The organism is Serratia montpellierensis (assembly GCF_020858655.1).
Lineage (GTDB): Bacteria > Pseudomonadota > Gammaproteobacteria > Enterobacterales > Enterobacteriaceae > Serratia > Serratia montpellierensis.
Genome location: NZ_VOSN01000013.1, coordinates 273,641 through 288,670, shown reverse-complemented (window position 1 = coordinate 288,670; position 15,030 = coordinate 273,641). Strand labels below are relative to the sequence as shown.

At 59.9% G+C, this 15,030-nt stretch carries 16 protein-coding genes; 11 read left to right on the top strand and 5 right to left on the bottom strand.

Annotated elements, in window-relative coordinates:
- Nucleotides 1-3 precede the first annotated feature (3 nt).
- Nucleotides 4-1,242 (top strand): MFS transporter, encoded by a 1,239-nt coding sequence (locus FUU19_RS13175; protein WP_202669570.1) that lies wholly within the window; start codon nt 4-6, stop codon nt 1,240-1,242.
- Nucleotides 1,243-1,284: 42 nt separating this feature from the next.
- Here FUU19_RS13175 and pspF read toward each other — a convergent pair whose 3' ends face one another.
- Nucleotides 1,285-2,292 carry a phage shock protein operon transcriptional activator gene (pspF, locus tag FUU19_RS13170; protein ID WP_202669569.1) on the bottom strand — a complete coding sequence of 336 codons (1,008 nt, stop codon included), beginning with the start codon at nt 2,290-2,292 and terminating at the stop codon, nt 1,285-1,287.
- Between the two features lie 184 nt (nt 2,293-2,476).
- On the opposite strand from pspF, the gene pspA reads away from it, so the two are divergent.
- The 7 genes from pspA to tyrR all read left to right on the top strand — a co-directional run bounded on the left by pspA (nt 2,477) and on the right by tyrR (nt 8,477).
- Entirely contained in the window at nt 2,477-3,142 is a 666-nt protein-coding gene (gene pspA / locus FUU19_RS13165; RefSeq protein ID WP_049277121.1) for a phage shock protein PspA, read from the top strand.
- A 63-nt stretch (nt 3,143-3,205) separates the two neighbouring features.
- Entirely contained in the window at nt 3,206-3,433 is a 228-nt protein-coding gene (gene pspB / locus FUU19_RS13160; protein ID WP_004930553.1) for an envelope stress response membrane protein PspB, read from the top strand.
- Nucleotides 3,433-3,792: an envelope stress response membrane protein PspC gene (gene pspC, locus FUU19_RS13155; protein WP_004930552.1), complete on the top strand. Its 360-nt coding sequence runs from the start codon at nt 3,433-3,435 to the stop codon at nt 3,790-3,792. The genes pspB and pspC overlap by 1 nt, the downstream gene beginning before the upstream one ends.
- 96 nt (nt 3,793-3,888) lie before the next feature.
- A complete protein-coding gene (gene pspD / locus FUU19_RS13150; RefSeq protein WP_025302999.1) occupies nt 3,889-4,155 on the top strand; it encodes a phage shock protein PspD in 267 nt (88 codons plus the stop codon).
- Nucleotides 4,136-5,533 (top strand): YcjX family GTP-binding protein, encoded by a 1,398-nt coding sequence (locus FUU19_RS13145; protein ID WP_202669568.1) that lies wholly within the window; start codon nt 4,136-4,138, stop codon nt 5,531-5,533. The genes pspD and FUU19_RS13145 overlap by 20 nt, the downstream gene beginning before the upstream one ends.
- Nucleotides 5,530-6,591, top strand: coding sequence for a YcjF family protein (locus FUU19_RS13140; protein ID WP_004930545.1), 1,062 nt, complete (start codon nt 5,530-5,532; stop codon nt 6,589-6,591). Before FUU19_RS13145 ends, FUU19_RS13140 begins: the two co-directional genes overlap by 4 nt.
- A gap of 314 nt (nt 6,592-6,905) precedes the next feature.
- Entirely contained in the window at nt 6,906-8,477 is a 1,572-nt protein-coding gene (gene tyrR, locus FUU19_RS13135) for a transcriptional regulator TyrR (protein WP_197834418.1), read from the top strand.
- A gap of 57 nt (nt 8,478-8,534) precedes the next feature.
- Here tyrR and tpx read toward each other — a convergent pair whose 3' ends face one another.
- Nucleotides 8,535-9,038 carry a thiol peroxidase gene (gene tpx, locus FUU19_RS13130; RefSeq protein ID WP_004930536.1) on the bottom strand — a complete coding sequence of 168 codons (504 nt, stop codon included), beginning with the start codon at nt 9,036-9,038 and terminating at the stop codon, nt 8,535-8,537.
- A 225-nt stretch (nt 9,039-9,263) separates the two neighbouring features.
- Here tpx and ycjG point away from each other — a divergent pair, with 225 nt between their 5' ends.
- Nucleotides 9,264-10,238, top strand: coding sequence for an L-Ala-D/L-Glu epimerase (gene ycjG, locus FUU19_RS13125; protein WP_043143636.1), 975 nt, complete (start codon nt 9,264-9,266; stop codon nt 10,236-10,238).
- A gap of 3 nt (nt 10,239-10,241) precedes the next feature.
- Here ycjG and mpaA read toward each other — a convergent pair whose 3' ends face one another.
- Nucleotides 10,242-10,949 (bottom strand): murein tripeptide amidase MpaA, encoded by a 708-nt coding sequence (gene mpaA, locus FUU19_RS13120; protein ID WP_141968552.1) that lies wholly within the window; start codon nt 10,947-10,949, stop codon nt 10,242-10,244.
- A 206-nt stretch (nt 10,950-11,155) separates the two neighbouring features.
- Between mpaA and FUU19_RS13115 the strand changes: the two genes are divergently transcribed.
- Both FUU19_RS13115 and FUU19_RS13110 read left to right on the top strand, forming a co-directional pair.
- Complete coding sequence (locus FUU19_RS13115) at nt 11,156-11,506, top strand: hypothetical protein (protein ID WP_025302994.1); 351 nt, start codon at nt 11,156-11,158, stop codon at nt 11,504-11,506.
- Between the two features lie 158 nt (nt 11,507-11,664).
- Entirely contained in the window at nt 11,665-13,299 is a 1,635-nt protein-coding gene (locus FUU19_RS13110; RefSeq protein ID WP_230489905.1) for a peptide ABC transporter substrate-binding protein, read from the top strand.
- Between the two features lie 160 nt (nt 13,300-13,459).
- Here FUU19_RS13110 and FUU19_RS13105 read toward each other — a convergent pair whose 3' ends face one another.
- Nucleotides 13,460-13,708 (bottom strand): hypothetical protein, encoded by a 249-nt coding sequence (locus FUU19_RS13105; RefSeq protein WP_141968556.1) that lies wholly within the window; start codon nt 13,706-13,708, stop codon nt 13,460-13,462.
- A 194-nt stretch (nt 13,709-13,902) separates the two neighbouring features.
- The gene (locus FUU19_RS13100; protein WP_230489904.1) at nt 13,903-14,994 is read right to left on the bottom strand and encodes a hypothetical protein; all 1,092 of its coding nucleotides are present in this window, start codon (nt 14,992-14,994) and stop codon (nt 13,903-13,905) included.
- Between the last annotated feature and the right edge of the window lie 36 nt (nt 14,995-15,030).

The window sequence follows — 15,030 nt, the reverse complement described above, 5'->3', positions numbered from 1 at the left end:
CCCATGATGTCGATGATGAAAGAAAAAAACCTGGCGATATCCAGCATGTTTTTCATACTGGGGCTGTGTTTCGGCAGTTTGAGTTCAAGGATGGCGACGATCAAGGGAGGGCTCGCGTTGTCTGACGGCGTATTCGGCACCGTCCTGTTCGCTATGTCGGCCGGAGTGGTCGTGTCGCTGCCGATATCGGGATGGGCGATCGCCAAACTCGGCAGCAGGGTGGTCGGTGTCGCGGCTATTCTGAGCAACGCCACGCTTTTGTTGCTGGTGCCCTTCGCCGCGACGGTCCCTCAACTGGCGGCGTTGCTGTTTTTCTCCGGGTTCGCTTACAGCGCAGTCAATGTTTCGAACAACATGCAGGCCAGTATCGCCGAGGCGGTCAGCGGTAAAACGAGGTTGCCGTTCTTTCACGGCATATGGGGCGTGGCGTGGTTCGTCGGCGCAGGGATCGGGGCGTTAATGATCGGTCGGGATGTCGCCTTGCCGCTGCACTTTGCGGGCATAGCGGCGGTGGCTCTGATGTCCGTCTTGCTGTGTCGGCGGGCATTGTTCGACAAACCGGAGCTGGAACAGACCGGGCGCGTTTTCGCCATCCCGGACCGCTCTCTGTTCAACTATGGCCTGATCGTTTTCTGCTCAATGGCTTGTGAGGGCATCATGTATGACTGGAGCGTCGTTTATTTTCAGGATGTCGTCTCGGTCGATCGAAAATACATCGGCCTGGGTTTTACGGTATTTATGGCTGCCATGACGATCGGCCGGCTCATGTTGAACCGGTTCGTGGATCGGAGTGAGAAGAACGTTGCAGTGGGGCGGGATGCTGGCGTTCACCGGCATGACGCTGACGACCTGGTTACCGGGTTTAGTGACGTCGATAATCGGTTTTTTTCTGGTAGGGCTTGGCATTTGCGCCATTATTCCGCTGGTTGCGGGGGCGGCCGCAAGGTCTTCTTCCATGGCGCCAAGCGCCGCCATCGCGGCGGTGCTGACCATCGGCTTTCTGGGTACGCTGATCGGGCCGCCGTTAATCGGGTTCTTATCCGAAACTGTCGGTCTGCGCTATGCCTTTCTGGTCTGCGTCGCGTTGTCGCTCGGCGTCATTTACCGGGCAGGAAAAATACCGCTGTGATCTTGCATAAAGGTGATTCATCGGCGGGCTATCCGCAGATAGAAGTGACCGTCGGGAAAGGCCGACATCTGCAGGCGGCCGTTCTCAGGCCACATCCCTCAATCTGGGGTTAATAGCTGACGGCCGGGAAAGACCGGCATCCAATCCCTGCGTTGCTAATCCTCATCTTGCTCGCCGCTTTGCAGCAGCGCATGCTTTTTCAGCATACCGCGCAGCTGGTGATAGGTGAGCCCCAGCAGCTGCGCCGCCTTGCGCTGATTGAAGCGCCCCTGCTGCAGCGCCGCTTCGATCAAGACTTTCTCCTGCTCGAGCTGCCAGTGTTTCAAATCCAGCGGCAGCGCCGGTAACGCACCGGCGTCTTCAGGGGCGGACGCAACCGGCGCAGCCTCACGCGGCGCAAACGGGTTGATGACGATGTCGTCCAGCGGGCTGTCGCTGTCCCCGTGGCGATAAACCGAGCGCTCCACCACGTTTTTCAGTTCGCGCACGTTGCCCGGCCAGCCATACTCGAGCAACGTTCGCCTTGCATGCTCGGTAAAGCCGGGAAACAGCGGCAGCCCCAGCTCGCGGCACATTTGGATGGCGAAATGCTCGGCCAGCAGCATGATATCGGGCCGGCGTTGGCGCAGCGGCGGCAGCTGCACCACGTCGAACGCCAGCCGATCCAGCAGATCGGCGCGGAACTTGCCCGCCGCCGCCAGCGCCGGCAGATCGTCGTTGGTGGCGCACACCAGGCGCACATCCACCCGCAGCGGCTGGCTGCCGCCCACGCGCTCCAACTGACCGTATTCGATCACCCGCAGCAATTTCTCCTGCACCAGCATCGGTGCGGTCGCCAGCTCATCGAGGAACAGCGTGCCGCCGTCGGCGCGCTCGAAGCGCCCCAGATGGCGTTTCTGCGCACCGGTAAACGCGCCGGCCTCGTGGCCAAACAGCTCGGAATCCAGCAGGTTTTCATTCAGCGCCGCGCAGTTAAGCGAGATGAACGGCCCTTGCCAGCGGTTGGAGAGGTAGTGCAGGCGGTGGGCGATCAGCTCCTTGCCGGTGCCGCGCTCGCCGATCACCAGCACCGGCTTGTTCAGCTTGGCAACCTGGGAGACTTGCTCCAAGACTTCGACAAAGGCGTTTGCCTCGCCCAACAAATTCTCTGGCTGTTCGTTCATGATGAAATTCGCCAATGTTTGGTGAAAATAATCACTCTACAGCAAGCGCGCAGAGAGTCAAAAATAAAGAGTTGTTGTTTTTCAATGAAATAAAAGTTGGCACGGGTTTTGATTATATCTTTGGGCAAGCTGTACGACTTAACGCGGCGCTTCAGACGCCATCAGAACCAAGAGGAAGTGAATTATGGGTATTTTTTCTCGTTTTGCCGACATCGTGAACGCCAACATCAACACCCTGCTGGACAAGGCGGAAGATCCGCAGAAGCTGGTGCGGTTGATGATCCAAGAGATGGAAGACACGTTGGTTGAAGTTCGCTCTACGTCGGCGCGTGCGCTGGCGGAGAAAAAGCAGTTGCTGCGTCGCATCGAGCAGGGTGAAAACCAGGTCAGTGACTGGCAGGAAAAAGCCGAACTGGCGCTGCGCAAAGATAAAGAAGACTTGGCCCGTGCGGCGCTGATCGAAAAACAAAAGGTGGCCGATCTGATCGTCACGCTGACGCAGGAAGTGGCGACCGTAGAAGAAACGCTGGCGCGCATGAAGAGCGAAATCGGTGAGCTGGAAAACAAGCTGACCGAAACCCGCGCGCGGCAGCAGGCGCTGGCGCTGCGTCATCAGGCCGCGTCTTCTTCGCGCGAAGTGCGCCGCCAGCTCGACAGCGGCAAGCTGGATGAGGCGATGGCGCGTTTCGAACAGTTCGAGCGCCGCATTGACCACATGGAAGCCGAAGCGGAAAGCATCAGCATCGGTAAAAAGAAGTCGCTGGACCAAGAGTTTGCCGAGCTGAAAGCCGACGACGCCATCAGTGAGCAACTGGCGGCGCTGAAAGCTAAAATGAACCGCTCAGAGTAAGGCGAACCGCGGCCACACGCCGGAGGTGGCCGCCTATCCAGGACCCGATAAGAAGGAATAACAATGAGTGCTTTATTACTTGCCATTCCGCTGACAATTTTCGTGCTGTTTGTCGCGCCGATTTGGCTTTGGCTGCATTACAGCAATCGGCAGCAGACCGGCATCCAGCTGAGTCAGCAAGAAATGCAGCGCCTGGCGCAGCTGGCGGAAGACGCCAAACGCATGCGTGAACGCATTCAGGCGCTGGAAGAGATCCTCGATGCGGAACACCCGAACTGGAGACAGTCCTGATGAGCACGACGCTGGGCAGTAAAAAGCTTTATCGCGTTCCCGAAGAAGGCATGGTGAAAGGCGTCTGCGCCGGTTTGGCGCACTATTTCGACGTACCGGTGCGACTGATCCGCGTGATGGTGGTGCTGTCGCTGTTCTTCGGGCTGTTCTTCTTCACGCTGGTGGCCTATATCGCGCTGGTGTTCGTGTTGGATGAAGCGCCGGCCAGCCGTTTCGAAGGCGAGCATCAGAAGACGCCGCGCCAGCTGCTCGATCAGCTGGAGTATGAGTTGGGCAGCGGCGAGCAGCAGCTGCGTCAGGTCGAGCGCTACGTGACGTCCGATACCTTCGGCGTACAGAGCCGTTTCCGCAAGCTGTAACCCTTCTTGCGATACCCGGCCTGCGCAGGCCGGGCATCTTCGCCGCCGTTATCCCGTTGAATGTAACCTTAATCTCTTGTGCCGGAGGGCATTGTCATGAATAAAATCGATGTTGCAAACACCGCCAGAACGGGTGGATTTAAACGAGGAGCGGCGGCAATGTTGAAGACATTGGCTAAAGTCATCATCATAGCGTTATTGAACTATGGCCCGGCGGGCGCCGCCGGCTGGCTGCTGAAAACCGTCGGCCGCAAACCGGTGCGCGTCGTGCTGGCGCTGGTGCTGGAACCGCTGTTCCGTAAAGGCCTGAACAAGGCATTCGGGCGTTACGTCAAGGAGAGCAATGAAACGACTGCAAAATGAGTTAACCTCGCTGGTCAACCGCGGAATGGATCGCCATCTGCGCCTGGCGGTGACCGGCCTGAGCCGCAGCGGAAAAACCGCCTTTATCACCGCCTTCGTCAACCAACTGCTGCATGTGCACAGCGGCGCGCGCATGCCGCTGTTTTCACCGGTGCGCGAAGAGCGCCTGCTGGGCGTCAAACGCATCCCGCAACGCGATCTCGGCATCCAGCGTTTCACCTATGACGAAGGGCTGGCGCAGCTGTACGGCACGCCGCCGGCCTGGCCGACGCCGACGCGCGGCGTCAGCGAAATCCGGCTGGCGCTGCGTTACCGCTCCAACGACTCGCTGCTGCGGCACTTCAAAGACACCTCCACGCTGTACCTGGAGATCGTCGATTATCCGGGCGAATGGTTGCTGGATCTGCCGATGCTCGAACAGGATTACCTGGCCTGGTCGCGCCAGATGACCGGGCTGCTGCAGGGCGAACGCGCCGAATGGGCCAAGCCCTGGCTTGAGCTGTGCAAGGCGTGCGATCCGCTGGCCCCGGCCGACGAAAACCGGCTGGCGGCGATCGCCCAGGCCTACACCGATTATCTGTTGCGTTGCAAAAGCGAAGGGCTGCACTTCATTCAGCCGGGGCGTTTCGTGCTGCCGGGCGACATGGCTGGCGCGCCGGCGCTGCAATTTTTCCCCTGGCCCGACGTGGCCGCGATCGGCGAATCGAAGCTGGCGCAGGCCGACAAACACACCAACATCGGCATGTTGCGCGCTCGCTTCAACTACTACTGCCAGTCGATCGTCAAAAACTTCTACAAAGAGCATTTTGTCCGTTTCGATCGGCAAATCGTGCTGGTCGACTGCCTGCAGCCGCTCAACAGCGGCCCGCAGGCGTTCAACGACATGCGTCTGGCGCTGACCCAACTGATGCAGAGCTTCCATTACGGCAAACGCACGCTGTTTCGCCGCTTGTTCTCGCCGACCATCGACAAACTGATGTTCGCCGCCACCAAGGCGGACCATATCACCGCCGATCAGCACGCCAATCTGGTGTCATTGCTGCAGCAGCTGGTGCAAGAGGCGTGGCAGAACGCGGCGTTCGAGGGCATCAGCATGGATTGCGTTGGCCTGGCCTCGGTGCAGGCGACCGAGAGCGGCATCGTCGATCACCAGGGGCAACGCATTCCGGCATTGAAGGGCAACCGCCTGAGCGACGGCGCGCCGCTGACGGTGTTCCCCGGCGAAGTGCCCGCCCGCCTGCCGGGGCCGGCGTTCTGGCAGAACCAGGGGTTCCGCTTCGATGAGTTTCGTCCGCGCGCCATGAGCGTGGACAGCCCGTTGCCGCACATCCGCCTGGATGCAGTGATGGAGTTTTTATTGGGAGACAAATTGCGATGAGCGAGCCGATCAAACCGCGTATCGATTTTGACGAGCCGCTGCAGCCGCCGCAGGAGCCGGCGTTGCGCGCCGGCGTCGCTTTCGATGCCGAACAGGCAGAAAGCTTCTTTCCGGCGGCGCCGGAGCTGCAGCAGGAAGAGGAAGAAGGGCGCGCCGAAGGCATCATTAATGCCGCGCTGAAACCTAAACGCAGCCTGTGGCGCAAAATGGTCACCGCCGGGCTGGCGCTGTTCGGCGTCAGCGTGGTGGCGCAGGGCGTGCAGTGGGTGCATACCGCCTGGGTGCAGCAGGACTGGATCGCCATGGGCGGCGGCGTGGCCGGCGGCCTGATCGTGTTCGCCGGCGTCGGTTCGGTGGTCACCGAATGGCGGCGTTTGTATCGGCTGCGCCAGCGCGCGGAAGAGCGCGACGTGGCGCGCGAGCTGCTGCACAGCCACGGGCTGGGGCAAGGGCGCGAATTCTGCGAGAAGCTGGCGCGTCAGGCCGGGCTGGATCAGGGACATCCGGCGTTGCAGCGCTGGCAGGCCTCGCTGCATGAAACCCAAAATGACCGTGAAGTGGTGGAGCTGTACGCCAAACTGGTGCAGCCAGTGCTCGACAACCAGGCGCGGCGCGAAATCAGCCGCTCCGCCGCCGAATCGACGCTGATGATAGCCGTCAGTCCGTTGGCGCTGGTGGACATGGCGTTTATCGCCTGGCGCAACATCCGTTTGATTAACCGCATCGCGGCGCTGTACGGCATCGAATTGGGGTACTTCAGCCGCATTCGTCTGTTCCGTCTGGTGCTGTTGAACATCGCCTTCGCCGGCGCCTCTGAACTGGTGCGTGAAGTGGGCATGGACTGGATGTCGCAGGATTTGGCGGCGCGGCTGTCGGCGCGTGCGGCGCAGGGCATCGGCGCCGGGTTATTGACCGCGCGGCTGGGCATCAAGGCGATGGAACTGTGCCGCCCGCTGCCGTGGCTGGAGGGGGAAAAGCCGAAGCTTGGCGATTTCCGCAGCCAACTGATCGGCCAGTTGAAAGACACGCTGAAAAAGAGCGACGGCAAGGCCAAATAACCCCCACGACGGCGCTCTCAGGAGCGCCGTTTTCTCAACGGCGCTGACGCCGGACGTAATCGAGACTTGACGACAGTCGATCCCCCTGTGAGTGCGTGATAAATCTCTGCAAAATTAATTCTGGTTGTGATAACTCTCTGTTTGTAGGCTAAAATGACGCCGATGCTGTTATCCGCTTGCGTTTAAAATCAGCAACCACGGCAATAAATCAGAGTTCTGTCAACTTTTGCTGACAGATCGCTTCTACCGCCCGGTGCGAGGGAGTATCATCATCGTCAACGATCCCCGCACCTGCAGAGATAAGGCCAACACTGATGCGTTTGGAAGTATTTTGCGAAGACCGCCTCGGTCTCACTCGAGAATTACTCGATCTTTTGGTATCGCGCAGCATTGACTTACGTGGCATCGAGATCGATCCCATCGGCCGCATTTACCTCAATTTCTCCCAGCTGGATTTCGATACTTTCCGCGCCCTGATGGCGGAGATCCGCCGCATCGCCGGCGTGACCGACGTGCGCACCGTCAGCTTTATGCCTTCCGAACGCGAACATCGCGCGCTGCGCGCGCTGCTGGAATCGATGCCGGAACCGGTGTTCTCTATCGACATGAAGGGCAAGGTCGAGCTGGCCAACCCGGCGGCGCAGGCGCTGTTCAGCCTGAATGAAGACAAGATCCGCAACCAGACTGCCGGAGCGCTGATCGGCGGCTATAACTTCAGCCGCTGGCTGGAGAGCGAGCATACGGCGCCGCACTCCGAGCGGGTGGTGATCCGCAGCCAGGACTTCCTGATGGACATCACGCCTATCTATCTGGAAGACGAACAGCAGCAGGCGGCCGCGGTCGGCGCGGTGGTGATGCTGAAGTCCACCGCGCGCATGGGCCGCCAGCTGCAAAATCTGTCGGTGAACGACGATACCGAATTCGACCACATCGTGGCGGTGAGCGCCAAGATGCGTCACGTGCTGGAGCAGGCGCGCAAGCTGGCGATGCTCGATGCGCCGCTGCTGATCGTCGGCGATACCGGCACCGGCAAGGATATTCTGGCCCGCGCCTGCCATTTGCGCAGCCCGCGCGGCAAACAGCCGTTCCTGGCGCTGAACTGCGCCGCGCTGCCGGATGACGTGGTGGAGAGCGAACTGTTCGGCCATGCGCCGGGCGCTTATCCCAACGCGCTGGAAGGCAAGAAGGGCTTCTTCGAGCAGGCCAACGGCGGTTCGGTGCTGCTGGATGAGATCGGCGAAATGTCGCCGCGCATGCAGACCAAACTGCTGCGTTTCCTCAACGACGGCACGTTCCGCCGCGTTGGCGAAGAGCATGAGGTGCACGTCGACGTGCGCGTGATCTGCGCCACCCAGAAAAACCTTACCGAGCTGGTGCAGCGCGGCGAATTCCGCGAAGATCTCTATTATCGCCTCAACGTACTGACCATCTCCATCCCGCCGCTGCGCGAACGTCCGCAGGACATCATGCCGCTGACCGAGCTGTTCGTGGCGCGCTTCGCCGATGAACAGGGCGTAGCGCGGCCCAAGCTGGCGAGCGATCTGGGCAGTTTCCTCAGCAAATACGGCTGGCCGGGCAACGTGCGCCAGCTGAAAAACGCCATCTACCGCGCGCTGACGCAAACTGAAGGCTACGAACTGCGGCCGCAGGATATCGTGTTGCCGGAGTTCGAGGTGGAGATGTCGCTGGGCGACGAGGTGCTGGACGGCTCGCTGGACGACATCAGCAAGCGTTTCGAGCGCTCGGTGCTGACGCGCCTGTATCGCACCTATCCCAGCACCCGCAAGCTGGCGAAGCGCCTGGGCGTTTCCCATACTGCCATCGCCAACAAGCTGCGCGAGTATGGCCTGAGCAGCCGCAAAGGCGGCGTTGAGGGCGAGGAATAAAAAAGGCGCCTTGCGGCGCCTTTAATGGGTATCCAAAGCCGGCGTTCGCCGGCTTTGTTATTTCAGCGCAGCCAGCGCCGCGTCGTAGTCCGGCTCGGTGGTGATTTCGTTCACCAGCTCGCTGTACAGCACGTTGTCCTGGCCATCCAGCACCACGACCGCACGCGCGGTCAGGCCTGCCAACGGGCCTTCGGCGATTTCGACGCCGTACGCCTGCTTGAACTCGGCGCCGCGCAGGGTAGACAGGGTAACCACGTTGCTCAGGCCTTCCGCGCCGCAGAAGCGAGACTGCGCGAACGGCAGATCGGCGGAGATGCACAGCACCACGGTGTTATCCAGGCCGCTGGCCAGCTGGTTGAATTTACGCACCGACGTCGCGCAGACGCCGGTATCGATACTTGGGAAGATGTTCAGGACTTTGCGTTTACCCGCGAAGCTGCTCAGCGCCACGTCTGACAGGTCTTTGGCAACCAGCGAGAAGGCCTTGGCCTGTTCGCCCTGCTGTGGCAGTTTGCCTGCTACGCTGACCGGATTGCCTTGAAAATGTACTGTCTGAGTCATTGCTAGATTCCTTTTACAGGTGTTTATACAAAGGGTATGAACCTGATGAAACGGCGCGTCGGCAACGGCATTTAACATCAGGTTCACACCCTGGCGCCAGTTTATGACAACCGGGGCGGATTGGATATCAAAGTTTGCTAAATAGTTGTATATATTAGGCTGTTCTATAAAACATCACCGGCGCATCAGCCTGGCTGAATGCGCAGTTTTCGCTCAGGAGCCGTTATGAGAGACATGCGTTTTTACCCGGAAGCCTGGCCGCTGCATACCGCCTTCGTGATTGCGCGCGGCAGCCGCACCGAAGCCCGGGTGGTGGTGGTCGAAATCGAACAGCAGGGCGTGCGCGGCACCGGTGAATGCACGCCGTACCCGCGTTACGGCGAGAGCGAGGAATCGGTGATGGCACAGCTGGCAGAGATGGCGCCGGCGATCGCACAAGGCATGACCCGCGAACAGCTGCTGGTGCAGATGCCAGCGGGCGCCGCCCGCAACGCGCTGGATTCGGCGCTGTGGGATCTGGAGTGCCGCCTGCACGGGCAGAGCCTGTGGCAGCGCAGCGGCGTGACGGCCCCGGCGCATATCCGTATGGCGCAGACCGTCAGCATTGGCACGCCGGAAGCGATGGCCTTCGCCGCGCGTGAACTGGAGCAGCAGGGCGCCACGCTGTTGAAGATCAAACTCGACGATCACTATATCAGCGAACGATTGGTGGCGATCCGCGCCGCGGTACCGCAGGCGACGCTGATCGTCGACGCCAATGAGTCCTGGCAGGCGGAAGGGCTGGCGGCGCGCTGCCAGCTGCTGGCCGATCTCGGCGTGGCGATGCTGGAGCAGCCGCTGCCGGCCGGTGATGACGCCGCGCTGGAACATTTTATTCATCCGCTGCCGATCTGCGCCGATGAGAGCTGCCACACCCGCGCCGATCTGCCGCGGCTGGCGCAACGCTATCAGATGGTCAATATCAAACTGGACAAAACCGGTGGCTTGACCGAGGCGCTGGCGCTGGCGCAGGCCGCGCGCGAACAAGGGTTCGCCATCATGCTCGGCTGCATGTTGTGCACGTCGCGGGCGATATCCGCTGCCTTGCCGCTGGCGCCGGCGGCGCGCTTCGTCGATCTGGACGGCCCGACCTGGCTGGCGCGGGACGTCGAACCGGGTCTGGCGTTCGAATGCGGGGCGATCGTCGATATCGCCCCGTAGGGATTAATTCGGGTAGGTCAGTAGCTCGGTCATCGCGTCGATGTAGCGCTCGCTGGCGGCATCGGCGGAGATCGGCGGGAATTCGGCGGTGATGCACGGCAGCGACAGATCTGCGCACCAGCTGCCGAACGAACCGGGCGTTTCATAGCCGACGCTGGTCACCAGCGGCAGTTCGAACTTGTGCGACAGCCAAACGCCGAGCCGCGAGCTGGCGGGATCTTCGATGCAGGCCAGCGGTTCGTGGAACGACACCACCCAGTGCGGCTTCAGACGATGGATCAGATGACACAGCGCCTGGGTTTCCGGTTCGGAACCGGGGCGCCCACCGGTGGAGAGCTTGACGTCGCGCACCGGCGCCGCGCTGTTCCAGCGGTAGACGGTATCGCCGGAGCGCCAGTTGGCGGCCGGGAAGTTGCGATTCAGATCGACGCCGTTGGCATTGGCGCGCAGCCCCAGCTGACAGCCGTCGGGGTTGACCGCCAGCACCACGTGATGACGCAACTGCTCGGGGGCGATGCTGCGCAGCGCGCAGGACAGGGTCACGATGGCGGCGCTCTCATCGCCGTGGGTGCCGGCGATGATAAGCCCGGTCTCCGGGCCGCTGACCGCTGCCGGGAAATAGAGCAGCGGCGCGCCCAGCAGCGAGCTGCCGTAGTTTTCTCCTGCGATGGCCAACTGGCCACGTTCACTGCGTGGTCGATGTTCGGTCATGGTGTTGTCCCTGGATTAAAGGTCGAGAGTCATTGTCATTTTATTCAGTGTATTACGCTTTGAGGCATCTTTCCCATCGCAATTGTGCGACGTTTGCGCAATCTGTGACGCCGCGGCGGTGAAAACGCCAATTAAACCGCACCTGGCCTGACGCTGTTGTTATACTAACGGCAGAGCTAAGCCAATCACCCGCAAGAGGATTTAACATGCCAGTAGCCAGAATCATCGCCAGCTATAGCGAAAATGAAAATGACACCATCACGCTGCTGTGCGGCGTGGATGCTGAAAACCAGATCCGTCAGGGGGAATGGTTCGGCGTGGTGAAAAATGACGACGGGCGCGGGGACGAATCGAACTATCCGTTCACCCTGCATATCGATTACCAAAAAGATGTCTTCTACCTCGACTACGGCTATGACGACGCCGACGCGCGTCAGCTGCAAAAAACCGATATTTCGGCCCGTCCGCTGGCTGAGAAAGGCTTTTTCACCGTGTTCGATGAAGAAGAGGGCGAAGAGTTCAGCTACCGCATCAACAGCATCCATCTGTACGACTGACGGTCGCCGCTGCAAACACCGCCCGTGCCGCCCTGCGCCGCACGGGTTTTTTATTGCCTGAATCGCACTTTTTGCAACTTCTCGGCCGTGAGCGCTAGGCCGGACGGATCTTGTGCTATATGATAAAAAATTCAGATGGTTAACGGGGGCAAATCATAATGACAGGAAGAAAAATGCAACGGGGTTTTCGTTTGGCGCTTTGCGCGGCGGCGATCGGCGCCTGTATGAGCAGCGCCATGGCGGCGCAGGTTCCCCCGGGCACCGCGCTGGCGGCCAAACAGGAGATCGTGCGCCACATTAAAGACGAACCGGCCTCGCTCGATCCGATTAAAGCGGTAGGCTTGCCGGAGGCGCAGCTGGCGCGCGATCTGTTCGAAGGGCTGGTCAATCAGGATGCCAACGGGAAAGTGATCCCCGGCGTCGCCACGCGCTGGCAGACCAGCGACAATCAGACTTATATTTTCCATCTGCGCAAAGATGCGCGGTGGTCAAATGGTGACCCTGTCACGGCAAAGGATTTCGTCTACAGCTGGCAGCGGCTGGTCGAGCCGAAAAACCTGTCGCCGTTCGCCTGGTTCGCGCAGTTAGCGGGGATCCAGAACGCCGAGCAGATCATCAGCGGCAAACTGCCGGCCGATCGCTTGGGCGTGTCGGCGCCGGACGACTATACGCTTAAAGTGCAGCTGGACAAGCCGGTGCCGTACTTCGTCAGCCTGACGGCTAACTTCAGCCTGTTCCCGGTGAATAAGGCGGTGGTGGAAAAATACGGCAACGACTGGACCAAGGTCGGCAATCTGGTGGGCAACGGCGCGTTCAAACTGCAGGAGCGGGTGGTGAACGAGAAGCTGGTGCTGACGCCTAACGATCATTACTGGGATCATGCGCAAACCGTGCTGACCAAAGTGACCTTCGTGCCGATCAATCAGGAATCCAACGCCACCAAGCGTTACCTGGCGGGCGATATCGACATCACCGAATCCTTCCCGAAAAACATGTATCAGAAGCTGCTGAAAGATATTCCGGGGCAGGTGTACACGCCGGATCAGCTCGGCACCTATTACTACGCGTTCAACACCCAGCGCGCGCCGACCAACGACGTGCGGGTGCGCCAGGCCTTGTCCTACGCCATCGATCGCAAGATTATCGCGGAAAAAGTGCTGGGCACCGGCGAAAAACCGGCCTATCACTTCACGCCGGACGTGACTGCCGGGTTCAAACCGGAGGCGAGTTTGCTGCAACAGCAATCGCAGGCGGAGCTGGATGCGCAGGCCAAGGCGTTGCTGCAGGCGGCCGGTTACGGCCCGAATAACCCGCTGAAGCTGACGCTGTTGTATAACACTTCGGAAAGCCACCAGAAGATCGCCATTGCCGTGGCCTCAATGTGGAAGAAAAAGCTCGGCATTGACGTCAAGCTGCAAAACCAGGAGTGGAAAACCTATATCGACAGCCGCAATACCGGTAATTTCGACGTGATCCGCGCCTCCTGGGTGGGTGACTATAACGAGGCGTCGACCTTCCTGTCGCTGCTGACCTCGACCCACAGCGGCAACATCGCCAAGTTCAAGAGTGCGGACTACGACAAGCTGCTGGCGCAGGCAGGGCGGGAAACCAATCCGGCGGCGGTGACCGCCGATTATAACAAGATGGAGCAAATCATTGCCGATCAGGCGCCGATCGCGCCGATCTACCAATACACCAACGGCCGCCTGATTAAACCGTGGGTAAAAGGCTACCCGATCACCAATCCGGAAGACGTGGCCTACAGCCAGACGATGTATATCATCAAACACTGAGTCGATTTATGTATCGCCCCCGCCTATAATGCGGGGGCTTTATTTTATCGATGGAAAAACGACGAGGGTAATTAATTTTTTCACGCGACAAACCCCGTTTAATAATAAACAGGGTCGCCATCATCACATTATTTTTCGTTATTTCCGATAGTGGTTACGCTTATAGACAGTCCCGCATGGCATCCACCACCACACGGCCGCTCATGTCGGTTTGGGTGATGCGATAGCTGGTGGGATAAGAGCGGCGAGTGCTGAAACGATCGTGGACCGAGACCGTGCCAATCTGCAGACCGGCGGCGTTTTTTACCACGAATTCACTGATCTCTTCCTGCCCCTGGTTTTGCAAATGGATATTGCTGATTTTTTCCAGCGTATCGCTGGCGTTTATTTTTAAATGGTCGCGTAACATAACTACCTCCTCGTAGTGAGAAAAGTATATGCCCCTAAAATTTGCGCTGAAACAGCTTTATGTTGATTTATTATTATCATTTTGAATTAAAAGTGATAGCAATATGTTAAGTAATAATAATAACGGCATTACCAGTGCTTTATCGGCGATATTGCCTGATTTATCGGCAATGGTTTATTTCATTACCGTTATTATTAGTCTGCATTAATCGGGAAAAGCGCCCGCCTGGCCGCCGGGGCGGGAAAGACGCAGGCGACGTTGTGCCCGCAGCCGGGAACGATCGTTAACCGATGCGGCTTATCCGGCGCCAGGTAACGCCGGTCATAGTCGGCATAGGCCAAGGCTCGCTGCAATCGATAGGGGCCCTGCAGCTGGGCGGCGCAGGATTTGTCGAGTATCCGATAGTAGGCGCCCGGCGCGGTGCCGGTATCCTCGGCGGCGGCCAGGTAGGTGATATCAGCGGCGGCATAGCGCTGACGAGCGGCATCGGCCGTGCGCTGCAGGTGAGCGGGAAGCGCTTCCAGGCCGTATTTCCACTGGCTGGCCCGTGGACACTGGCCGGCGTTCAGCGTCTGCCAACGGAAGCGGCAGGTTGTTTCACTGCCGCAGCTCCCCCCGTTTGCTGGCTGGGGGCGCAGATTATCAAAGTAGAGCCAGCTGCCGGGGTCGGCCACCACATAGCGCAGACGCACTGCGTTTGGCGGATGGGCAAAGCCGACATAATGCTGCACGAACTGAGCACCGGCGGAAAAACCGGCCACGGTTATCGACTGCAGCGATGGCCAGCGCCGTTTCAGATCGGCCAGCAGGTTATCCATGGCATTGAACGAGCCGGTTTTCCCGCTATTATCCAAATCGCCTTCGATCCAGGAGCCGCAGCGCCACAGAGCGTCACCGTCTTGCGGCTGGGGCAAACCGGCGGAATGGCAGCGAGCGGCAAGTTTCTCCGGCACCTGGAACAGCGGGGCGACGAGCAGGGTTTTGCCTCCCGCTCCCGCAGCCTGGGCTGCGCTGATCGCCGCTTGCAACGTTTTAGCGGCATCGCGTGGGTGGCCGTGCATCACCACCAGTGCGGTACGCGGCTGGGCGCTGTGCTCATGGGCGACAAAGTAAGTCACATCGCCCGCCGCCGTCGCGACGCGAAACGGGGTGGCGATGTGCTCCAGCATCGGCTCCGCGTGCAGCGGTTGGCTGGTGAACAGCATTGCCGCGACTGCGCTGCAGAGCAGGCGACGCAGAGTCACCCGGTTAGCTGAACAATGTTCTGCGTTTGCACTTTCCATCATCGTTGCTCTTCACGTCTCCTCAGGTGTTCCTTCGCC